Source organism: Mycolicibacterium septicum DSM 44393 (genome assembly GCF_000455325.1).
GTDB lineage: Bacteria > Actinomycetota > Actinomycetes > Mycobacteriales > Mycobacteriaceae > Mycobacterium > Mycobacterium septicum.
On the sequence record NZ_HG322951.1, the window covers coordinates 2,368,219 to 2,390,009 of the forward strand.

18 protein-coding genes and 1 tRNA gene are annotated in these 21,791 nt (G+C 64.4%); 10 read left to right on the forward strand and 9 right to left on the reverse strand.

Annotation, left to right across the window (positions count from 1 at the left end; all coding sequences use genetic code 11):
- Together TX88_RS11255 and TX88_RS11260 are read left to right on the forward strand one after the other, a co-directional pair.
- Positions 1-1,867, forward strand: a 1,867-nt coding sequence (locus tag TX88_RS11255; protein ID WP_044516813.1) for an ATP-dependent DNA helicase UvrD2, incomplete at its 5' end; no start/stop codon positions are given.
- 484 nt (positions 1,868-2,351) lie between these two features.
- Complete coding sequence (locus TX88_RS11260; protein ID WP_044516815.1) at positions 2,352-2,663, forward strand: WhiB family transcriptional regulator; 312 nt, start codon at positions 2,352-2,354, stop codon at positions 2,661-2,663.
- A gap of 79 nt (positions 2,664-2,742) precedes the next feature.
- Here the strand turns inward: TX88_RS11260 and TX88_RS11265 are convergent, their stop codons facing one another.
- The 3 genes from TX88_RS11265 to TX88_RS11275 form a co-directional block, all read right to left on the reverse strand.
- A complete protein-coding gene (locus tag TX88_RS11265) occupies positions 2,743-4,077 on the reverse strand; it encodes a macrolide-binding ATPase MABP-1 (RefSeq protein ID WP_044516817.1) in 1,335 nt (444 codons plus the stop codon).
- 42 nt (positions 4,078-4,119) lie between these two features.
- The gene (locus TX88_RS11270) at positions 4,120-4,968 is read right to left on the reverse strand and encodes a bacteriocin biosynthesis cyclodehydratase domain-containing protein (RefSeq protein ID WP_044516820.1); all 849 of its coding nucleotides are present in this window, start codon (positions 4,966-4,968) and stop codon (positions 4,120-4,122) included.
- Between the two features lie 61 nt (positions 4,969-5,029).
- Positions 5,030-6,436: a zinc-dependent metalloprotease gene (locus TX88_RS11275; protein WP_044516822.1), complete on the reverse strand. Its 1,407-nt coding sequence runs from the start codon at positions 6,434-6,436 to the stop codon at positions 5,030-5,032.
- A 91-nt stretch (positions 6,437-6,527) separates the two neighbouring features.
- On the opposite strand from TX88_RS11275, the gene TX88_RS11280 reads away from it, so the two are divergent.
- The 7 genes from TX88_RS11280 (at position 6,528) to TX88_RS11310 (ending at position 14,744) form a co-directional block, all read left to right on the forward strand.
- Positions 6,528-7,556: a YlbL family protein gene (locus TX88_RS11280; protein WP_044516824.1), complete on the forward strand. Its 1,029-nt coding sequence runs from the start codon at positions 6,528-6,530 to the stop codon at positions 7,554-7,556.
- Between the two features lie 96 nt (positions 7,557-7,652).
- On the forward strand, positions 7,653-10,664 hold the full coding sequence (locus tag TX88_RS11285) for a UPF0182 family protein (protein ID WP_044516826.1): 3,012 nt from the start codon (positions 7,653-7,655) through the stop codon (positions 10,662-10,664).
- Between the two features lie 171 nt (positions 10,665-10,835).
- The gene (locus TX88_RS11290; protein WP_044516828.1) at positions 10,836-11,357 is read left to right on the forward strand and encodes a WXG100 family type VII secretion target; all 522 of its coding nucleotides are present in this window, start codon (positions 10,836-10,838) and stop codon (positions 11,355-11,357) included.
- 25 nt (positions 11,358-11,382) lie between these two features.
- Entirely contained in the window at positions 11,383-12,558 is a 1,176-nt protein-coding gene (locus TX88_RS11295) for a WXG100 family type VII secretion target (protein ID WP_044516830.1), read from the forward strand.
- Positions 12,555-13,085 (forward strand): hypothetical protein, encoded by a 531-nt coding sequence (locus TX88_RS11300; protein ID WP_044516831.1) that lies wholly within the window; start codon positions 12,555-12,557, stop codon positions 13,083-13,085. The genes TX88_RS11295 and TX88_RS11300 overlap by 4 nt, the downstream gene beginning before the upstream one ends.
- A 106-nt stretch (positions 13,086-13,191) precedes the next feature.
- Complete coding sequence (locus tag TX88_RS11305) at positions 13,192-14,586, forward strand: FAD-binding oxidoreductase (protein ID WP_044519310.1); 1,395 nt, start codon at positions 13,192-13,194, stop codon at positions 14,584-14,586.
- Between the two features lie 84 nt (positions 14,587-14,670).
- A tRNA-Met gene (locus TX88_RS11310) sits at positions 14,671-14,744 on the forward strand.
- A 426-nt stretch (positions 14,745-15,170) separates the two neighbouring features.
- Here TX88_RS11310 and TX88_RS35825 read toward each other — a convergent pair.
- From TX88_RS35825 to TX88_RS11325, 3 genes are all read right to left on the reverse strand, one after another.
- Entirely contained in the window at positions 15,171-15,437 is a 267-nt protein-coding gene (locus TX88_RS35825; RefSeq protein WP_044516833.1) for a DUF7459 domain-containing protein, read from the reverse strand.
- 278 nt (positions 15,438-15,715) lie between these two features.
- Positions 15,716-16,726 (reverse strand): hypothetical protein, encoded by a 1,011-nt coding sequence (locus tag TX88_RS11320; protein ID WP_044516835.1) that lies wholly within the window; start codon positions 16,724-16,726, stop codon positions 15,716-15,718.
- 346 nt (positions 16,727-17,072) lie between these two features.
- Positions 17,073-17,891, reverse strand: a complete 819-nt coding sequence (locus tag TX88_RS11325) for a hypothetical protein (protein ID WP_162563121.1) — start codon at positions 17,889-17,891, stop codon at positions 17,073-17,075.
- Positions 17,892-18,142: 251 nt separating this feature from the next.
- Between TX88_RS11325 and TX88_RS11330 the strand changes: the two genes are divergently transcribed.
- Entirely contained in the window at positions 18,143-19,525 is a 1,383-nt protein-coding gene (locus TX88_RS11330; protein WP_162563122.1) for a hypothetical protein, read from the forward strand.
- Here TX88_RS11330 and TX88_RS11335 read toward each other — a convergent pair.
- The 3 genes from TX88_RS11335 to TX88_RS33270 form a co-directional block, all read right to left on the reverse strand.
- Entirely contained in the window at positions 19,520-19,723 is a 204-nt protein-coding gene (locus TX88_RS11335; RefSeq protein WP_044516838.1) for a helix-turn-helix domain-containing protein, read from the reverse strand. The genes TX88_RS11330 and TX88_RS11335 overlap by 6 nt on opposite strands.
- 496 nt (positions 19,724-20,219) lie before the next feature.
- Complete coding sequence (locus TX88_RS11340; protein WP_084621871.1) at positions 20,220-21,524, reverse strand: site-specific integrase; 1,305 nt, start codon at positions 21,522-21,524, stop codon at positions 20,220-20,222.
- On the reverse strand, positions 21,521-21,703 hold the full coding sequence (locus TX88_RS33270) for a helix-turn-helix domain-containing protein (protein WP_081650107.1): 183 nt from the start codon (positions 21,701-21,703) through the stop codon (positions 21,521-21,523). Before TX88_RS33270 ends, TX88_RS11340 begins: the two co-directional genes overlap by 4 nt.
- Positions 21,704-21,791: the final 88 nt, after the last annotated feature.

The following is a 21,791-nucleotide window of genomic DNA, read 5'->3' on the forward strand; positions in this document are numbered from 1 at the left end:
GTCCGGGGTGAACACCGCTGCGGTGCAGGCGGTGACGTTCCACGCCGCGGCGCGCCGGCAATTGCAGTACTTCTGGCCGCGTCTGGTCGGCGACACCGGGTGGGAGCTGCTCGACAGCAAGTTCGCCGTCGTCGCGCAGGCCGCGAACCGCGCAGGCATGCAGACCAGTACCGACGACGTCCGTGACCTGGCCGGTGAAATCGAGTGGGCCAAGGCGTCTTTGATCACACCGGAGGCCTACAGCACCGCGGTGGCCAAGGTCGGGCGCGACATCCCGTTCGATGCGGCCAAGGTCGCCGCCGTCTATTCGGGGTACGAGGCGCTCAAGGCCCGTAGGGACGGCTCGGCGCTGTTGGATTTCGACGATCTGCTGCTGCATACCGCCGCGGCGATCGAGAACGACGCCGCGGTCGCCCAGGAATTCCGCGACCGCTATCGCTGTTTCGTCGTCGACGAGTACCAGGACGTCACGCCACTGCAGCAACGCGTGCTCGATGCTTGGCTGGGGGAGCGCGACGACCTCACCGTGGTCGGTGACGCCAATCAGACGATCTATTCGTTCACCGGGGCCACCCCGCGTTTCCTGTTGGATTTCTCGCGCCGCTTCCCGGACGCCGCGGTGGTGCGGCTGGAGCGTGACTACCGCTCCACACCGCAGGTGGTCTCGTTGGCCAACCGGGTGATCGCGGCCGCCCGCGGCCGGATGGCGGGCAGCAAGCTGCACCTGGTGGGGCAGCGCGACCCTGGTCCGGAGCCGACGTTCTCGGAGTATCCCGACGAGGTGGCCGAGGCCAATGCCGTTGCCCGGTCCATCAAGAAGCTGATCGAGAACGGAACGGAGCCGGCCGAGATCGCGGTGCTCTACCGGATCAACGCGCAGTCCGAGGTGTACGAGGAGGCGCTCACCGAGGCCGGGATCGCCTTCCAGGTGCGCGGTGGTGAGGGCTTCTTCAGCCGTCAGGAGATCCGCCAGGCGTTGGTGGCGATGCAACGCTTCGCCGACCGTGACATCCCCGAGGACGACCTGCCCGCCCTCGTGCGCGAATTGCTCGAGCCGCTCGGCCTGACCGCCGAACCACCGGCCGGCACCAAGGCCCGCGATCGCTGGGAAGCGCTGACGGCGTTGGCCGAGTTGGTCGACGAAGAGGTCGCGGTTCGTCCCGAGCTGGATCTGCGGGCCCTGGTCGCCGAGCTGCGCCAGCGGGCCGACTCCCGGCATCCACCAGTGGTGCAGGGCGTGACGTTGGCGTCGCTGCACGCGGCCAAGGGCCTGGAGTGGGATGCGGTGTTCCTGGTCGGCCTCGCCGACAACACCTTGCCGATCTCGCATGCCCTCGCGCACGGGCCCGACAGCGAGCCGGTGGAGGAGGAGCGTCGTCTGCTCTATGTCGGGGTCACCCGGGCCCGGGTGCACCTTGGGCTGAGCTGGGCGCTGGCCCGCACCCCCGGCGGGCGCCAGGGCCGGCGACCGTCGCGGTTCCTCAACGGCATCGCGCCGCAACTGCAGAATTCCGCCGGATCGGGCCCGGACCGGGCGCGTCGTCCGCGCGGCCCGGCGCCGCGGTGCCGGGTGTGCAATGCGCCGCTGTCGACTCCGCCGGCGATCATGTTGCGCCGCTGCGAAACCTGTCCGTCGGACCTCGACGAGGAGTTGCTCGCCGAGCTCAAGGAGTGGCGGCTGCGCGTCTCCAAGGAGATGAAAGTGCCGGCGTACGTGGTGTTCACCGACAACACCCTGATCGCCATCGCCGAGTCGATGCCGGCCGACGAGGCCGCACTGGTGGCGCTCCCCGGAATCGGTGCGCGCAAGCTCGAGCAGTACGGCCCGGACGTTCTCGAGTTGGTCCGCGGCCGCCAAAATACGTAAAGATCGAGCCAAAACCGCAGGTAGAAAATAGGTTGTGCGATTTGGCTGTTAGGCTTTAGCCTCGTAACACAGCTCTGGTGACGAGACGGAAGGAGGGTGCCCGCAATGGATAACAACATCGAATTCAGCGGTGTAGCGGTTGCTGGCATGCCGTCGTCCGTGCTCGCCGTCGCCGCTGCCGCGGTTTCCCCGGCAGTTCGCCGGCACGCCGCACCCGCTGCCCCCGCCGCCGGATGGCCGGCTGGCGCCGCTGCTATTGCACCGCAGCATAAGCGCCGTGCCGCCGCCGCGACTGGCACGTCCGTGGATCGGAGCCCCTACTAGGTAGAGCTCCCATCACCAGCCAAATGGCCACGGACCGCAGTCAAAACGGATCCGTGGCCAATTTTTTTGGGAGTCGTTCTCCACCCCCAGAAACCTGGTCGCAGATCCATCGAAAGACAGATCGCAGACAACTACGACCAGGAAGTAGGGGGATAAGCACATGTCCATTGCGATGACCGCTCCGGAGGTGAGCGTCGCGCCGTTGACATGCGAGGAGCGGCTGCCGGCGGTGCCGTGCCACATCGGGAATCCCGATCTGTGGTTCGCCGAGAGCCCAGTCGATCTGGAGCAGGCCAAGGCGCTGTGCGGGGATTGCCCGATCCGCAACGCGTGCCTGGCCGCCGCGCTGGAACGGCAGGAGCCGTGGGGCGTTTGGGGCGGCGAGATCCTCGACCGCGGAACCATCGTGGCCCGCAAGCGGCCGCGTGGCCGGCCGCGGAAGAACGCCGCGGGCAACCCGGCCGCCGCGTGACGCCTGAAGACACCGACGGCGCCGAGTGCGAGACACTCGGCGCCGTTCGGTGCTTCGGCGTGCGGCGAAATCCGTTGCGCTAGGCCGCTTCCTCGGCGAAACCCGGAACCAGTTCGGTGGCAATCGCTTTCATCGGCACATGGGCATCCAGCTGGCAGCACATCGCGATGGTCGAGGCGATCACCCGCAGCGGGATGGCCAGGTTCGGCGGCAGGTCGAGCTGGCGGGCCGTTCTGATCTGGGCCACCCAGTTGTCCATCTGCCCGGCCGCCATCCGCTGAATCCACCGGCGGTTGTAATGGAAGACGTCGACTTCGATCGGTTCGACGTACTGGCGCAACATGTCGTCGACTTCTTCGATCGAAACCTGTTCGCCCTTCTGGATGAAACCGGCTTCCTCCATGGTGGGCAGCAGCTCGTCGTAGTTCTTGTCCCGGGCCAGCCGGATGCACTCACCCAGGGCGATCGGGAAGCCGTCGGGCAGCGGTGCGACCGCGCCGAAGTCGATGACGCCCATCCGACCGTCGGGCAGCAGCATGAAATTCCCGGGGTGAGCATCGCCGTGCATCATCTGCAGGCGTTTGGGGGAGTCGAAGGTGAGCTCGGACAACCGGGTGCCCATCAGGTCGCGCTGCTCGGGGGTGCCATCGCGGATGATCACCGACATCGGGATGCCGTCCATCCATTCGGCGATGACGACCTTCGGCGCGCTGGCGACGATGGCGGGCACGGCGAAGTGCGGATCGTCGCGGTAGGCCTTGGCGAAGGCGCGTTGGTTGTCCGCCTCCAGCCGGTAGTCCAGCTCCATCTCGGTGCGTTCGAGCAACTCGTCGACGATGCCCTGGATGTCCACACCGGGGGCCAGCTGCTTGAACACGCCGACCATGCGCTGAATCGTCTTGAGGTCGGCGCGCAGCGCCTCGTCTGCTCCGGGGTACTGAATCTTGACGGCCACCTCACGACCGTCCGACCAGACCGCCTTGTGCACCTGACCGATGCTGGCCGAGGCCACGGGGGTGTCGTCGAACGAGGTGAACCGCTCCCGCCACTTGGTGCCGAGCTGCGCATCGAGCACCCGGTGCACCTTGGCGGCCGGCAGCGGCGGGGCCTCGCGCTGCAATTTGGTCAACGCTTCGCGGTACGGCTTGCCGTACTGCTCGGGAATGGCGGCCTCCAGCACCGACAGTGCCTGGCCCACCTTCATCGCCCCGCCCTTGAGCTCGCCGAGCACGGCGAACAATTGTTGAGCGGCCTTGTCCATCAATTCGGCAGTGACTTCGTCCTTGGACTTGCCGGTCAGACGCTTGCCGAAGCCCAGCGCGGCCCGACCCGCCATGCCGCCGGCCAAGCCGGCGAGCTTCGCATTCCGTGCCACGCTTCCACGTTTGATGTCAGACACCAGACCATCATCCATGACTCGGCTGAATCGCCCACAACCAACTGGCAACAAACGTTTTCAACACTGACAGTCGGGGTGGCGGGACCAGTGCCGCGCGACGATCGAGTAGCCCTCGGCGTCGAGTTCCAGGGTGGTGTTCAGCGTCGGCGGTGCTTCGGGCGCGGGTTGGCCGTCGCCGGTGTGCCCGACCGCCCGGATCACCAGGTCCACCTGGTGCATCGCCAACGCGGCGGTGGCCAGGATGGTCGCCCGGCTGGCGCTGCCGACGGCGCCCCGGAGCTGGCTGGCCACCGCCGGCCACGCCGCATCGCGATCGGTGCGGTGCAGGTCAGCGCAGTGCAGGCAACTCGTCAGACCAGGGATCACCAGGGGGCCCACCAGCCCGGCGCCGTCACGGACCCGTACCGGCAGGTGGGCGATGCCGCCGCGATGCAGTTCCCGCACCAGCCGCGGGTCGGTGATCAGGTAGTCGGCCAGCACCACCAGGTCGGTGGTGGCTGCCACGTTCCTGGTGTGCGGGTTCGTGCTGTGCCTGACCTTGGCGCCCGAGCAGCGCAGGCCGTTGGCCAGCAGCTCTGACAGCGGGCCGCGACCGTGGACGCGGATGGAGGCCGAGCGGGTCCGCCGTGAGCCTGAGACGGCCGGCGTGGTGAGCACTCCGGTCCGGGTCAGTGCGTCGAGCAGCTCATCGATGGCCGCCGCGGCACCGAATGATTCTGCGGCCATGCCCAATTCGTCCCGGGTGGTGCCGGCCTGCAGTGCGCGGAGCAGATCCGCCAGTTGTGTCTGGGTCATGTCGCGCGGGGGACGCACCAGCACCGCGCGCCGCGGATCCCAACCCAGCTGCACCGCCCCGTCGGGACGCAGCAGGATCGGCCGGTCCGCGGCCAGCACCAAGCGCGTCATCCGATGACTGTGCCACGGCGACGGGCACGGCCGTTTCAGTTATCCACAGGCCGTGCGGGGCTCAGGACTCGCTGTCGCCGTCCTCGTCGCGGCGCGTGCCCTGCTCCTTCTCCAGATCGGCGATGGCCTGTTCGAAGGCACTGTCGATGCCGCTGGTGTCGCCGCCGATCATCCGGTCGATGAAGCCTGCCGGCTCGTCGAGATCGGCCGAGCTGGGCAACAGGTCCGGGTGCTGCCAGACACCGTCGCGGACGTCGGTGCCCACCGCCTCGGTCAGCCGTTCCCACAGCACCGCGGCCTCGCGCATCTTGCGGGGGCGCAGTTCCAGGCCGACGAGCGTGGCGAAGGTCTGTTCGGCGGGCCCGCCGGTCGCCCGACGGCGGCGCAGTGTCTCGGCCAGTGCGGAGGTGCCGGGGATGCGATCGCCCAGCGCGGCGGTGACGACGGTCTGCACCCAGCCCTCGATGAGCGCGAGCAGGGTTTCCAGCCGCTCCAGGGCGGCTTCCTGCTCAGGGGTGGCCTTGGGCTCGAAGATGCCCTGGTTGAGCAGCTGCTCCATCTCCGACGGATCGCCGAGGGAGGCCGGGTTGAATCCGCGGGCGAAGTCCTCGATGCCCGTCATGTCGACCTTCATGCCCTTGGCGAAGGCCTCGACCGTGCCGAGCAGCTGGCTGGACAGCCACGGCACATGGCTGAACAGCCGGTGGTGGGCGGCCTCGCGGGCGGCTAGAAAGGTCAGGATCTCGCTGCGCGGACGCTCGAGCCCCTCGGCCAGCGTTTCGATGGCCTCGGGCATGAGCGCGGCGACACCCTTGGGACCCAGCGGCAGGCCGACATCGGTGGACGTCAGCACCTCGCGGGACAGCTTGCCCAGCGCCTGGCCCAGCTGGGAGCCGAACGCCATACCGCCCATCTGCGACATCATCGCCAGCAGCGGACCGGCCATGCTCTTGGCCTCTTCGGGCAACGCCGACGCCCACACCGACGAGATCTGCTCGGCCACCGGGTCGCACAGCCGCTTCCAGGTGTCCAGGGTGTTGTCCAGCCAGTCGCTGGGAGTCCACGCCACCGACCGGGTGGTGCCCGCGGGCAGCGGGGTGACCCCGTCGAGCCACGTCTCGGCCAACCGCACGGCGTCGGCGACCGCGCCGATCGTCTTCTCCGGCACGGGGGCGACGAACCCGATCGAGTTGGACGCCAGCTGCCGGGCCAGGTCGTAGTTCACCGGGCCGGACTGTTTGCCGCCGCCCATCGCACTGCCTGCGCCGCTGAACATCTCGCCGAGCTTGGTGAAGATCTGCCCGAGGTCGCCCATGTCGAAGTTGGCTCCGCCCATGCCGAAACCGAACGGATCCGATCCCGGACCTGGTCCGGAGTTGCCGGAACCGGATCCCGAATCGGGGTCCTTCTTATCTTTGTCTCGGTCGGGGTCATTCCCGGCGGAGAAGCCGAAGGGCAGGTCAGCCATACCCACAACGGTACTCATCACCGGGTGCCCGGGTGCGGCTGCGGGTCACGCTGTGGGTGAACACGATGGAGAAGGCTTTACTGTGGGCGGCGTGAACAGGCGGATTTTGACGCTACTGGTTGCGCTGGTGCCGATCGTGGCGTTCGGCGTGCTGCTGTCGGTGGTGACGGTGCCCTTCGTCTCGTTGGGGCCCGGTCCGACCTTCAACACCCTCGGCGAGGTCGAGGGCAAGCAGGTGGTCGACATCGAAGGCCCGGACGCTCACGTGCACCCCACCTCGGGGCACCTGAACATGACCACGGTGTCCCAGCGCGACGGCCTCACCCTGGGCCAGGCGATGGCGTTGTGGATGTCGGGCCGTGAGCAGCTGGTTCCGCGCGACCTGGTGTACCCGCCGGACAAGTCCAAGAACGAGATCGACGAGGCCAACAACTCCGATTTCAAGAAGTCCGAGGACAGTGCGGCGTACGCGGCGCTGTCCTTCCTGAAGTACCCGGTGGCGGTGACCGTGCAGAGCGTCACCGATCCCGGTCCTTCGGCGGGCAAGCTGCATGACGGCGACGCGATCGACGGGGTGAACGGCATTCCGGTGGCCAACCTCGACGAGTTCCAGGCCATCCTGAAGAAGACCAAGCCCGGTGACCAGCTGGTGATCGACTTCCGTCGCAAGAATGCGCCGCCCGGGGTCGCGACCATCACGCTCGGCGACAACCCCGACCGGGACTACGGCTTCCTGGGTGTGGGCGTACTCGATGCCCCGTGGGCGCCGTTCGACATCGACTTCAACCTGGCCAACATCGGTGGTCCGTCGGCGGGGCTGATGTTCAGCCTGGCTGTCGTCGACAAGCTGACCACCGGTGACCTCAACGACGGCAAGTTCATCGCCGGCACCGGAACCATCACCGGCGACGGCAAGGTCGGGTCCATCGGCGGCATCACCCACAAGATGCTGGCCGCCAAGGAGGCCGGGGCGAGCGTGTTCCTGGTGCCCGCCGACAACTGCACCGAGGCGCGCTCGGAACCCCAGGACGGCATGGATCTGGTGAAGGTCGACACGCTGACCCAGGCGGTCGACGCGTTGCACACGATTTCTGCCGGTGGCGAACCGCCTCGCTGCTAGACCGCACGCGGCCCGGGGATGGCTAGAGTTGTAGAAAATCGGGCGGCCCCGTCGGGCATGTCACGAGTCCACCGAGGCTGAAACGGGAGTTCACGAGTGGGGATGCGGCCCGCGGCGAGGATGCCGAAGCTGACACGGCGTAGCCGGGTACTGATCGGGCTGGCACTGGTGGCGGTGCTGGCGCTGTTGATCGGACCTCGGGTGGTCGACGGGTACGTCGACTGGTTGTGGTTCGGCGAGCTGGGGTACCGCTCGGTGTTCACCACGGTGCTGGCCACCAGGCTCATCGTGTTCCTGGTGGTGGGACTGCTCATCGGCGTGGTGGTGTTCGCCGGGCTGGCGCTGGCCTACCGCAGCCGTCCGGTGTTCGTCCCGGCCGCAGGCCCGAACGATCCGGTGGCGCGTTACCGCACCACGGTGCTGGCCCGGCTGCGGCTGTTCGGGATCGGGGTGCCGGTCTTCATCGGCCTGCTGGCCGGGGTGATCGCGCAGAGCTACTGGGTGCGGGTGCAGTTGTTCCTGCACGGCAGCGATTTCGGGATCGCCGATCCCCAGTTCGGCCGGGATCTGGGCTTCTACGCGTTCGACCTGCCGTTCTACCGGCTGGTGCTGACGTACCTGTTCGTCGCGACGTTCCTGGCGTTCGTCGCGAATCTGCTGGGGCACTACGTGTTCGGCGGGATCCGGCTGACCGGTCGCAGTGGGGCGCTGAGCCGTGCCGCGCGCATCCAGCTGATCAGCCTGGTCGGCTTCCTGATCCTGCTCAAGGCGTTCGCGTACTGGATGGACCGCTACGAGCTGCTGAGCAATACCCGCGCAGGCAAGCCCTTCACCGGTGCCGGCTACACCGACATCAACGCCGTGCTGCCGGCCAAGCTGATCCTGTTGGCCATCGCGCTGATCTGCGCGGTGGCGGTGTTCTCGGCGATCGTGCTGCGCGACTTGCGGATTCCCGCCATCGGTGTGGTGCTGCTGCTGCTGAGCTCGATGGTGGTGGGTGCCGGGTGGCCGCTGATCGTCGAGCAGTTCAGCGTCAAGCCGAACGCCGCGCAGAAGGAAAGCGAGTACATCAGCCGAAGTATCACCGCGACCAGGCAGGCCTATGGGCTCACCAACGACACGGTGACGTACCGCAATTACGAGAGCAACGGTCAGACGACGGCCGCGCAGGTGGCCGCGGACCGGGCGACCACGTCCAACATCCGGCTGCTGGATCCGACCATCGTCAGCCCGGCATTCACCCAGTTCCAGCAGGGCAAGAACTTCTACTTCTTCCCGGACCAGCTGGCCATCGACCGCTACGCCGGCCCTGACGGCGGTCTGCGCGACTTCGTGGTCGCCGCACGCGAACTCAACCCGGACCGGTTGATCGAGAACCAGCGCGACTGGATCAACCGGCACACCGTCTACACCCACGGCAACGGATTCATCGCGTCCCCGGCCAACACGGTGCGCGGTATCGCCAACGACCCCAACCAGAACGGCGGCTACCCCGAGTTCCTCGCCAGCGTCGTCGGCGCCAACGGCAAGGTGGTCTCACCCGGACCGGCACCGCTGGACCAGCCCCGGGTCTACTTCGGTCCGGTGATCGCCGACACCTCGGCCGACTACGCGATCGTCGGCAAGAACGGTGACGTCGACCGCGAATACGACTACGAAACCAACACCGACACCAAGAACTACACGTACTCGGGCACCGGCGGTGTGTCGATCGGCAACTGGCTGGCCCGGACGGTGTTCGCCGCCAAGTTCGCCGAGCGGAACTTCCTGCTGTCCAACGTGATCGGTGAGAACAGCAAGATCCTGTTCAACCGCGACCCGGCCGAGCGGGTGGAAGCGGTGGCGCCGTGGCTGACCACCGACACCAGCGTGTACCCGGCGATCGTCAACAAACGCATGGTCTGGATCGTCGACGGCTACACCACGCTGGACAACTACCCGTACTCGGAGCTGACCACGCTGTCGAGTGCGACGGCCGATTCCAACGAGGTCGCGGTCAACCGGCTGGCTCCGGACAAGCAGGTGTCCTACATCCGCAACTCGGTCAAGGCCACCGTCGACGCTTACGACGGCACCGTGACGCTGTACGCCCAGGACGAGCAGGATCCGGTGCTCAAGGCCTGGATGAGCGTGTTCCCGGGCACCGTCAAACCGAAGGCGGACATCTCCCCGGAGTTGCAGTCGCACCTGCGTTATCCCGAGGATCTGTTCAAGGTGCAGCGTTCCCTGCTGACCAAGTACCACGTCGACGATCCGGTGAAGTTCTTCACCAACGCCGATTTCTGGAACGTGCCGCTCGATCCCAACCCGACGGCGAGCAGCTATCAGCCGCCGTTCTACATCGTCGCCAAAGACCTTGTGAACAACGATGGTTCACCGTCGTTCCAGTTGACGAGCGCGCTGAACTGGCTGCAGCGGGAATTCCTGGCCGCCTATGTCAGTGCCAGCTCGGATCCGTCGACCTACGGCAAGATCACCGTGCTGACCATTCCGGGTGAGGTCAAGGGCCCGAAACAGGCATTCAACGCCATCAGTACCGACACGGCCGTGACACAGGACCTCGGTGTGATCGGACGCGACAACCTGAACCGGATCCGTTGGGGCAACCTGTTGACCCTGCCGGTGGCCGATGGCGGATTGCTGTATGTGGCGCCGGTTTACGCATCACCGGGTACCAGTGACGCGGCCTCGACCTACCCGCGGTTGATCCGGGTGGCCATGCTCTACGGCGACAAGGTCGGCTACGGTCCGACCGTCAGTGACGCCCTGACCGAACTGTTCGGGCCGGGGGCCGGCGCCACCGCAACGAACGTGGCTCCCACCGACAGCAAGCCGCAGGCTGCTGCCGGCACACCGGAAGCGCCGCCGGCCGCCCAGCCGCCGGCCAATGCGGATGGTCAGGCACCGCAGGTCGTTGCGCCGCCGGCCGCGGCGATCCCGCCGGGTGAGCCCGTGCAGCTGTCACCGGCCAAGGCCGGCGCCCTCAAGGAGGTCGAGTCGGCGCTGTCGGCGGCGCAGGATGCGCAGCGCAGCGGTGACTTCGGCAAGTACGGGGAGGCGTTGCAGCGCCTGAACGACGCGATGAACAAGTTCAACTCCTCGAAGTAGCTCTCCACTTCACGCGAACAGACGCATAGGTACCCCAGATCTCGGGATTTCGGGTACCTACGCGTCTTCTCGTGGTAGCCGCCGCGCCGAATATTGGTGCGTCACCGGGCCGGTGCGGCGGGGGACAATGGGTCCGTAGTCGGTGGATGACGGGCGGGTGGGGAGTCGCTGGTGGCGGTGACGATTTCGCAGGTGTTGGGCAGCAATCCCGAGCAACTGGTGTCGGCGGCCGGTGACGTGGCCGCGGCCGCGGGTGACATCGACGATCAGATCGCCCGCGAACGCATGCAGTTGACCCGGTTGGCCTCGGACTGGCGGGGCACCTCGTCCGACACCGCACAGGGCCACGCCAACGAGATGTTCGGCGATCAAGAGGTCTACCGCGACAGGCTCAAGTTGCTGCACACCGCGATGTCCGCCGGTGGTGCGGAGCTCGGCGGTATCCGGGGTCGCCTGAACGCTCTGGTTTCGAGTTCGGCGGCGGGCCTGTTCGACATCTCTGACGAGGGGCGAGTCTCACTGGGATGGCGGCTGAAGTTCTTGGTGTCGACCAATCCGGTGCTCGCGGTGATGTGGGGGATGCGGCGGATGGCGCTGCAGTCGGCCATTCAGGCTGCGTTGGCCGAATTCGACGCGGCGGACAAGTCGACGGCCAACAAGATGGACCGGATCAACAAGGGGCTCGTGAAATGAAGCCCTGGGACGCCGGCTGCGTGACATGAGTGACGCCACGCTCTACGTCGATGAACAGACGATGCGCGATACGGCGTCGACCTTCGACAGTGCGGGCCACGACGTCAGCGGCAATCGCGGCGGATCCGCCATTTCCGGTGCGGCCGGGGCGATGCCGTCGCTGGCGGTCGGGGCGGCCTGCGGGACGATCGGATCCACACTCACCGAGCAGGCGAAGCTACTCGGCGGCGATGTGACGGTGTACGCCCAGAAGCTGCGGGTGGCCGCTGACCGCTATGAGCGCGGCGACGACGAGGCGGCCGAACGCATCGACTTCACCGGGACGGTCGAGTTACCGGATCTCGGCGAGCATCCGCCGGTCAGTGTGTACGAGAAGGCACTGCGTGATGCCGGGCTCCTCACGGGACCGGTGGTGCCGGGTTCGAAATACGCTCAGTGGCTGGAGAATGCGTCCAAACACGGGGTTGATCCGCAGACCATGGTGGACATCGCCCGTCAGCAGAACATCACTCCGCAATCGTTCGACGTGCTCGACGGACTGCAGGAAGTCAAGGACAAGGACGGCAAGTCGTTCTTCATCCTGCCTCCCGGTACCAGCAAGGAGGACGCGAAGAAGGCTGTGGCGATGACCTACATCCTCAACGCGGGCACCGACTACGACGCCGCCGAGGCGGGCAAGGACGGGGTGCTGGGCACCGCCGACGACGTGCAGAACGATTTCGAGGAAACGCCCTACTCGGCTGCCGAGGTGCAGCGCATCATCGACCGACAGAACGCGAACTCCTGGAGTTACGACCAGATTTTCGACAAGGGCGGCGGGGGATCTTTGGCCACTACGCCCAACGGCATGCTGATGGGGTTGGGAGGCCCGGTGATGGACAAGATCGGCGTCCACGGCGGGACGACATACGGCGACCTGTTCGTGGTCAACATCGACGGATCCAAGGATCCGGCCGCCCAGCTGAGTCAGATCATCCAATCCGGGGCCGGCTGGAACATGCGCGACGACGGTACGCCGTTTCAGGGCAGACTCGACCTCGATCGTCTGTTGCATCACGAAGAGCGCCATTCTGAACAGTGGGCGCAGAAGGGGTTCGCCGGGATGGCACGGGATTACGGGCTGGGTGCGCTCATCGAACAGAAGACGGGCGTCAACCCGCTGGAACGCGATGCGGGCCTGTCCGACGGGGGTTACTCGTGAGGCCGTGTCTGGCCGTCTTGTTGACGCTGCTGATGGCCGCGGGGCTCACCGCTTGCCGGACCGGGGACCGCCCGTGGTCGGATGCGCCGTTCGCCGCGCCGATGCAGCCGGCGTTCGGTGCCCGGGTCACCGACGGCAAGCTGGAGATCTGGATGCCGCCCGGTTGCGTCGGGGTGCGGTCGGTGGAGGTCGGGTTTGGATTCGGCCCGAAGCTCGTGTTGACCGATACCTCCGGTACGGCGACTCTCGACCGGTTCACCGTCGGCGGACCCTATCCGGGTCTGACCGCGACCGAAGCGCCGCCGCCTGACTTCGATTGGCGCACAGAAGAATATTTGTTTCTCGATGTGCAGTCGACGCCCGGGGGGTACCCCGCGACCGCTCGGACGGCCGAGGTCGTCGCCGGATCGGACAGTCACCCCGCCGACACCTTCTTCTTCGATGGCGTCGGTTGGCTCGATCCCGCGGGTGTCGCCGAGAAAGAAGGCAAGGAATTCGCAGGGGTGTGCACGCCTCAAAAGAAGTGACGCGCCGTAGATTATTGCCTCCCTGAGCTGGCCGCCAAGTCAATGCCAAGTCGCCCCGGTGATGCTGTGCGCCGAGAATTCGCACAACTTTGCCGAGAGGACCCCGATGACCCTGACCGACCTTCCACATGAGGGCCTGGACGACGCGCTGGAGGGGCTACGTGCCCACGTCGCCGCCCCCGTCGCTCTGCCGGGAGAGGCCGGCTACGAGCGCGCCACCCCGTGGAATGTGGCGGCCACCGTGGAGCCCGCCGCCGTGGTGCTGGCGACATCCGCCTACGACATCGCCAACACCGTGGGCTTCGCCGCCGCCCGGGGTTACCGCGTGAGCGTCCAGGCGACCGGACACGGTGCCCTTTCCGTCGCCTCCGACACGATCCTGGTGGTGACCTCCGGCATGACCGACGTCACCGTGGATCCGGTGGCCCGCACCGCGCGGGTGGCGGCCGGGGCGACGTGGCAGCACGTGCTCGACGCCGCGGCGCCGCACGGCCTGGCGGGTTTGTGTGGATCCTCGCCTCAGGTCGGCGTGGTGGGATTCCTGACCGGCGCGGGGATCGGGCCGTTGGTGCGAACTGTCGGGTTGTCGTCGGACTACGTGCGGTCCGTCGAGTTGGTCACCGGCGCAGGGGAGTTGCTGCGCGCCACTCCGGAGGAGAACGCCGAGCTGTTCTGGGGGCTGCGCGGCGGCAAGGCGACGCTGGGCACCGTCACCGCTGTCGAGATCGAACTGCTGCCGATCCCTGAGTTCTACGGCGGTGCGGTGTATTTCGACGGGGCAGACGCAGCGGTGGTGCTACGTGAGTGGGCCCGCTGGTGTGCCGACCTGCCCGAGTCGATCTCGACTTCCATTGCGCTGCTGCAGCTCCCGCCGCTGCCCGGCATTCCCGGACCGCTGGCCGGCCGGTTCACCGTCGCGGTGCGCTACGCCGCCACTGGTGACTTCGCCGAAGCCGAACGACTCTTGGCTCCGATGCGTGCGGTCGCCACCCCGGTGCTCGACACTGTCGCGGTGCTGCCGTATGCCGCAATCGGTGCGGTCCATGCCGATCCGGTCGATCCGATGCCGATCTACGAACACCACACGCTGTTGCGGGAATTGACCGCGGAGACGGTGGAGGTGCTGCTGGACGCGGCCGGGCCGGATTCGGGCTCGGTGCAGACCATCGTGGAAGTCCGGATGCTCGGCGGGGCGCTGGCGCGTGAGGCACAACACCGCAGCGCGTTCTGCCACCGCGACGCCGCCTTCTCGGTGGCCGTCATCGGGGTTCTGGCGCCCCCGGTCGCCGAGCTTGTGGTGCCGCAGGCCGGCGCGCTCATCGTGGCGCTGTCGCAATGGTCCAGTGGCGGTCAGATCGCCAACTTCGCTCCCTCCGAGGACCCGGGGCGGCCCGTGCGGGTCTACGACGATGAGACCCGGCACTGGCTCGCCGCGCTGGCCGAGCGGCACGACCCGGCAGGGGTGTTCCGGTGCGGTCAGGTGGTGCGTCTCGCGCGCTGATTTCCGGTCGTTTTCGGGCCGGAAACCTCTCTGAGCACCCGATTTGGAGCTGTGCGTAAGACCCCGGTAACCTTGTATTCGCAACGCGGGGTGGAGCAGCTCGGTAGCTCGCTGGGCTCATAACCCAGAGGTCGCAGGTTCGAATCCTGTCCCCGCTACTAGGTAAAACGGCCCTCGGAGTCTACTCCGGGGGCCGTTTTCATGCCCTTTGTGAACGAATTTGTGAACGTGGACGGCTGGTCGCGACGGCCGGCATTCATAATCCGCCCCCGCAGGACGGTTGAGGTTAATGTCAATGGCGCGCAATGCGCACGGCCGTCGCGCCCGCCGTTCGGCGCAGGTGCTCTGTGATTACGAGAGCGAGCAGGTGCGGGCGTAGCGTGCCCTCGCTCTCGGTTTACCCGGAGTTGCAATCTCGCGGTTAGGGTCGGGGATGGGCAGCGCGTCCGTGATCTTGAGTTGCAGCGCAAGCGCCAGGCCGCGTCACGGGCGGCGCGTCGCAAGGCGCGGTCTTTGGAACAAAGTAGCGGGCAGGCGACTTGGTGACTACCAGATTTCGCACCGGCAGACGCTGAGAGGCGAATCTAGGTCAGTCGCGACGTGACTTGCCGGCAGCGTTCAAATATTCGCCGCGATGGGCTTGGCCGCAACGGGGTGGCTGGTCGGAGGTGCAGTGTTCGCAGTCGTAGATCACTTCGTATCCCTCTAGGAACCGCGTGGCGTTTCGGGGACGAACCCGCCAGGAGGTACTGGGGTTCGTCGTGGCGAGAGATCATCTTCTCGCCGCACTCTGTGCACCGCCACGTCTCGTTGTAGACCTGATGGTGTTCGCATGGTGTCGCATCACTCATGGCCGGTGACGGTAGCGGCAAGCACCGACATAGTGTCACGAGCCGCACTCGGGACTCGCCGGACGGTGAAGTGGCGGCGCGAACGAACGTCCGCGGCGCGTCTGGGGCACAAAACGGTCGAGGCGGCTCTGCGCTATCAGCACAGCTAAGACGGTAGGGACGTTACCGTTGCTGCGAACCCCGAGCGCGAATGCGCTGGCGGAACTGGCAGCTGCCGCGGAGAAGGGTCGACCGGAACCTACTTGAAGGGGTCGATACTTCCGCTCGCGTAGCGGATCTTAGGCCTTGGGCGAGGAATCGGGCCAACCCTGTTCATCGATCCTTTTGATTACCGACTGAAGGCCGCTGAGAAACAACCCAGCCTGTTGGGCACGTTCGCGGTAGTCGCTGACACCCTTGTGGCCAAAAGCCTCGTTGTCCGACTGCAGAGTTCGGTCAACCTTGTCCTTATCCCAGTGCAGGTAACTGATGAGCCAGCCTTGCGCCATGTCCATACTGGCCGGGGGTCTCGTACCGAAGCCGTTATGAACGTGTGTGAAGTCAGTCAGTGGACTTTCGGGGGTCGATAGTGTTGATACCAGTGATGCGTTCGAGTCGTCATCGAACCACGGCAGGCCAAACTCCAGTCTGCGAGAGCGTACGTAGACATTCACAACAGACCAAGTCGAAAGCACGCGTGACCACAACTTTTGCAGCTCATCGATATTGCCGACTTTCTTTGTAACTAAGTCGATTTCGGACTTGAACTTGGGCTGCTTGGCTCTGAGGTACGCAATGAGTTCGTCGTACCGCTCCTGAGTAGGAGTAACAAAGGGCTCTTCGCCACGGTATTCGCTGAGTTTGGCGAAGATCTCTTCATACAGAGGGTAGACGTCGGTGAGGGTATCGTTTAGCAGAGCACTCCGTCGTTCGGAGGACGCGTATTCGAGTGCTGCGCTCTGGAAATCGCTCCAAGCTGCTGCTGATATCCGCTTTGCTTTGGCAAGCTCGATATTGTCCTCACGCCGCCCGAGGACAGTTTGGAGGACCACCAACGCAACCGGTACTCCAACGAGGAACCCCGTGATGCCCGCAAGAATGTTTGGAATATAGGCGTGGCTGCGCAGCCACTCGCCGTTGTAGCGGGTAATGATGTGCGGCTGCGAGAAGCCGATTCCCACGTCTGTGAGCCAAAGTGACACGCAAAGAACGATTCCGGCGACAAACATCAGACCAAGCACGGCCAACGTCCAGCGACTGAAACCGAGCGCCGTCTCGATCTTGTCCCAGCGGCGTCGAATTCTCCCCACGGTCAAATGCTAACGAACACCGCGTGCGGATAGTTAGCGCATAGGTAGCCAGCCGACGTCTGGGCAAGTCTGCGCTGCTAGGACATCGCACAGACCGCTGTAGCCACTGCTATCCATTCGGTGCGAAACGGGGCACCTTGCACCGGTCGGTAAAAGGTGGACCGCGTTCGCGTGCCTGCCGAAGGGCCGTGACGTAACGCCGTGTCGTTTGCATCCGACGTTGGATGCTCACCCGGAAGGGGCTGTGCCGTGAATGCGCGCTCTGACTTGCCGTGGTGTCGCCGGAAGAGCAGCACAATCGGACAACACATCAGAACATTGCGCTGGTGCGACTCCCCGTTAGTGGCTAGCCGCTGAGATGGGCAATGCGCACCGCGTCGGCACACACAAAGTGGGGCTCAAACCGGACTTGCGAGAATGTGTAGGCATCGATGAAGCTATACATCGCCCAACGTTCGTCAATATCCGCACTTTCAGTCCCAGTGGCTATAAAGACGACTGATTTGGATTCAGCCACAGCGGGAAGCCAAACAACCATCGCTTCCCTGCCAACCCGCGAACCTAGTTTCTCGGCAAGTTCGGCTTCGCGAACCCTTCGTTGAAGGGCGACCATCGACTTAGCAGCATGATTTGCGCCGAAGTTCGAATGAATCCCAGCTAGCTCTTTCTCGTACGACTGTTGATATACAGGATTGATGAGGACGCCCGCCGTGTGATAGCGGTACTCGCCTTGGCGCAGGGGTACATGCATGATCTTCACGTCGAAATAGCGTTGCGCCGGTTGCGCCGGATGCGCGACGTTAGAGATGCGATAGAGCAGATTGCGATTAATGCCGGGCGGAGCACCGGCCAAGATCATTGTGAGCTTACCGAGTTCGTCATCGTCCCTGCCGGCCATTAATTCATTCCCGCCTAACACCAGAGACTGGGCCGCGTCTTCAACCGTTCTTGCGCCACGCAGTTTGTGCACAATCCACTCGGAAATCGTGCATTGCCCAGCGCTGTCCGTGAATGCCATTCCACTGAAGCCGACCACCATGTGTTCGCACCAAATGACAACTTTGTTTGCGGGGCTTTCGAACGCCTTTCCACTCGGAAACGTCAGTTGCCTGTCCGACACCTGAAGCACTCCCGTAGGCGTGAGTAAAGTTTGTACGAGCGTCACAGTTGAATCCTGTCATGCCATGTCACTCAGAAGGGCGGCTCGAGAGACGCCCGAAGCACGACCTCCGCTGGGACTACTAGCTCCACACACGAGACGTCAACAGAATCGCTGATGGAGAACTTGGCTGGTGTTTAGTGTGGAGGTGGTCGGGTGAGGCACCCGGCTTGGTAACTGGGCAGGTGGCAAGGGACGCCACAACGATGTACGGAGCCGTACGCGACGTGTCAGTCCGGCGAATTACGATGGCGGACGTGACGCAGGAAGGACGGGCACTACTGGGCGGGGACGGGAATAGCGATGCTGAGGTTCTTCGGCGTTGGCTCGACCACCTAGCGCAGTTCATCTCATCGCTGGATGACGTAGAAGGTGACGACGACCCGTTCGACTTCATCGAGAACGTTATGGAGGCATATCAAGGCGGTGTGTCGCCCGATACCGCTCCATCTCCGACAAGTCCAGCAATGCTGATCATCGTCGAATCAATGCGAACGCTGGCGCAGGCGATGAACTCAGCGACTGGAGATTTCTACGAAACTCCAGACGCCAGAGACCGCGTCACGCGTGCTGTCGCGCAGCAATCCCTGGCTAGGGCTCTCGACGGTGTCCGGCAGGAGGGTGAAAGCTGGCTCGCCGAAGTAATGCCGACCGCCGAACAGGTTCGGCAGCGAATCGCGTTGACGGGGGCAGCTTTTACCGCCGCGCTGGACGCCGGTGCACAGCAGATGGCTGAAATGGATGAGGAGGATGCAGAGGCCGAAGCGGACCCCTACGGTGCCATGCTCCTTCACTCGGACCCGAGCCGATCCGATGCCCCAATTTTTGAGAAGGTGTGTTCGTTCACTGAAGCTGAGCACAAGCGCTATACCGACGCACACAGAGCCCTCGAGAAGATGCTGGATGGTGATCTGTACCTGCATGTTTCAGACGAATGCGCCCGACTCTGCGACGTGCTGGCCGGTATCATTCTTGACCTACACAGTCGCAGGCTGTCGCTGACCAATACCGGCTCGATGGATGAACGCCGGCGCCAAATGCGGGCTGCGTTGATTTCGTTCACCAACGCGCTACAGATTCATGAGGAACAAACGATCAAGAGGGCAGAGGAGACTTTCGGGCGATACGCGGCTCAAACTCGGAAGATCCGAAAGTTGTTCAGCGATCTGAAGAAGACGTCCTTCGACTACCGCTGGCTCAGGGTGCAAGGCGATGCCTTGCAGCATGTGGATATCAACGGCTTCAAATACAGCATCAATGACAGCTTGGACGGTCCGTCTGAGGTTATCGTCGAAGTTGACCGTCAAGCCCTACTTGAGTACACGAACAGGTCATGGAATCAGCCGTGGATGAAGCGTAAAGAGCTGCAAGACATGGACTCTGACCCCAGTGTGCAAGTAATGATCCAGAATATCCAGCCGCTCATGAACGAGATGCACACCGAGATCACCAAGCTGCTGTTTCCGAACGTGGCCCGCGATGTAGCGATAGTCAAGGAACTCATTGGCCGTTTTGAGGGCAGGCGAGGTATGTACGCATTGTCGACCGGTCCTGGTTTCACACGGCGTAGGCGGACACTACAGTTCAGCCCGCTGGCCACACACGTCCTGGCATTCGCCGACAACTACGAAGCATCATGAGTTGTCGACCGTGAAGATCGGTGCCTCTAGGTCTCGGGCGTCGACTTTGATCAGCCTGCCGATCTTGACGCACCGCAGCTTGCCGTCAGCGATGTACTGGCGGATCGTGCCGGGAGACACGTCCAGGTATTCAGCGGCCTCCGTGGTGGCGATGAGGTGCCGGTCGGGCAACGCGGAAGCGGGGTTGCGACGGGGCATGACAGCGAACCCTTGGGCGGCATGTAGGAAAAGATAGATTGCACGGTGAGACTCAGCTGATCTCTAATGATGCCGACGCAACCCGATCTAGGGCTCGCCCACGGTGCTCTGTGGCGGGCGACCGGCAGCCAGGTTAGCCGACTGAGTGGTGTGAGCGAAGTGCCCGAAAGCCGTCGCAGCACTCTGACCTCAAAAAACGATTCGATACTTTCCTATATGGAGCCAAGAGCGCTGCTGCCCGATACTAAAAGCGCATCGCGATACAGCCCCTGCAACGGTGGTGGCGGCGCCTGCTGTCGCAGCAATCGAGAGCTGGCCCGCCAGCGGCGACGAGATAAGTTCCGGATAGATAGTGGTGCCGAATTTCGGATATTTCCGCTGGTAGAAGCTATGCTCCCAGCAGGATTCGAACCATCCAGCACCCCGCGCACAGCAGCTCGTGGGCGCGGCGTCTCGCACGTTCTTCAGCCTCGTATTCCAGGGCGAGCGGCGGCTGTTACCCGTCCCCAAGCAGAAACGCAGCCGCCTGCTCAGCAGCCTCTCTGTCGTCGTTCTTGAGCACATGGGCGTAGGTCTGCAGAAAAAACCCGACGTCTGCGTGCCCGATGCGCTCGCTCACAATCTTGGGACTGACTCCAGCCTTCAGAGCGGCGGTCGCGTATGAGTGCCGAAGATCGTGGAAGGTGATTCGTTGCAGGCCGGCGGCGGCCGCCAAGCGGTCGAAACGTTGACGGATGGAATCTGGGTGCGGTGGTCGGCCGTCTTCGAACGTGAAGACGTAGTTCCCGGGGTGATAGTCCGACCCGAAGAACGCCCGCTCTTCATTCTGAAGCTCGCGCCACATGCCAAGTGCCGCAGCGGTGGTTCGGTCGATCGCGATTGTTTGATCGGCGTTGCGGGTCTTGCCGCCGGCCTTATCTTGCGCATGCCCGCCAACTACGACTCGGTTGTCGTGCACCGTGATCTCGCGAGCGTCCAGGTCGACGTCGTGCCATCTGAGGCCACAGATCTGCCCACGACGTATGCCGGTGGTGAGTTCTAGAAGAAAGAGCGCGGCGAAGCGGTCGTGACTTACCGCCCGCAGAAACTTCTGGATGTGCTCCGGGTTCCATACGGTGCGCCGAGCCCGGGAACGTTTTGGCGGCCTCACGTTCGCTGCGGGATTGTGAGCCTTGTACTTCCACGCGACGGCATCGACCAACGCCCGGTGGATCATGGCGTGAATGTTTCGAACGGTCTTTGGTGCCAGTCCAGGATCCACCCTTTTCGGTACGATTCCTGATTTGTACCGACGGACAGCGGCACGAGCGGCGTGAATCGTTGTGCCACAGGCGTTAGCGACTTCACGGGGCGCCGGCGATTCTCCGGCGACCGCATGGCTGAGCCAATAGCGATACATCTCGTAGTTTTGGTCTTGCTTGATCCGACCTTCGGCAAGGAGCTTGGCGTACAGCTTCAGCAGTTGTGGCTCATCGAGCTTCTGGAGTTTTTCTGCCCCGATGTGCGGCACCACGTAGCTCCTCGCGTAGTCCTTCCAGTTCTGCCACGTTGTGGCATCCATGGATGCCTCAACGGCGACGAACCATTCCGCGAAGAACTGAGCAACCGTGCGGGTAGAGGGTCGGACGACGCGACCCTGATCGGCATCCCGCATGGCATCGCGACACGCCTTCCATGCTTCCTTCTCAGTCGAAAATCCGCCCTTCGAGATCGTGGGATATTCGCCGGTGGACGAATCTCTTTCAGGCGCTCGGAAACGGTATGTCCATGTCCGCCCACGCTGATAGACGGCTCCCTTCACGAGGCGATCAACTCACGCAGCTCGGCAGTGACGATGTAGACGCGTCCTCCCAGCCTGCGCACTGGAAGCTCGCCAGATGCAGCGAGCCGGTAAGCAGCAGCGCGGCTAATTCCCAGAATGCTGGCTGCGCGGGGGACCGCGAGGAGCAGCGGAAGATGATCAAACACGTTTGACTCCATTTGATTTCACCTCCCCTCAGCCGTCGTTGAATTGTCTCCAGACACTGATAGCTTCTGAGGGCTGCATCGCGGGCAGAACTCCGCTGCT

What these genes read in the sequence shown, in the direction of transcription:
- TX88_RS11260 (WP_044516815.1), top strand. Translation starts at nt 2,352, where the DNA reads ATGTCCATTGCGATGACCGCTCCGGAGGTGAGCGTCGCGCCGTTGACA.
- TX88_RS11265 (WP_044516817.1), bottom strand. Translation starts at nt 4,077, where the DNA reads ATGGATGATGGTCTGGTGTCTGACATCAAACGTGGAAGCGTGGCACGG.
- TX88_RS11270 (WP_044516820.1), bottom strand. Translation starts at nt 4,968, where the DNA reads ATGACGCGCTTGGTGCTGGCCGCGGACCGGCCGATCCTGCTGCGTCCC.
- TX88_RS11275 (WP_044516822.1), bottom strand. Translation starts at nt 6,436, where the DNA reads ATGGCTGACCTGCCCTTCGGCTTCTCCGCCGGGAATGACCCCGACCGA.
- TX88_RS11295 (WP_044516830.1), top strand. Translation starts at nt 11,383, where the DNA reads ATGAGTGACGCCACGCTCTACGTCGATGAACAGACGATGCGCGATACG.
- TX88_RS11305 (WP_044519310.1), top strand. Translation starts at nt 13,192, where the DNA reads ATGACCCTGACCGACCTTCCACATGAGGGCCTGGACGACGCGCTGGAG.
- TX88_RS35825 (WP_044516833.1), bottom strand. Translation starts at nt 15,437, where the DNA reads ATGAGTGATGCGACACCATGCGAACACCATCAGGTCTACAACGAGACG.
- TX88_RS11335 (WP_044516838.1), bottom strand. Translation starts at nt 19,723, where the DNA reads ATGCCCCGTCGCAACCCCGCTTCCGCGTTGCCCGACCGGCACCTCATC.
- TX88_RS33270 (WP_081650107.1), bottom strand. Translation starts at nt 21,703, where the DNA reads ATGGAGTCAAACGTGTTTGATCATCTTCCGCTGCTCCTCGCGGTCCCC.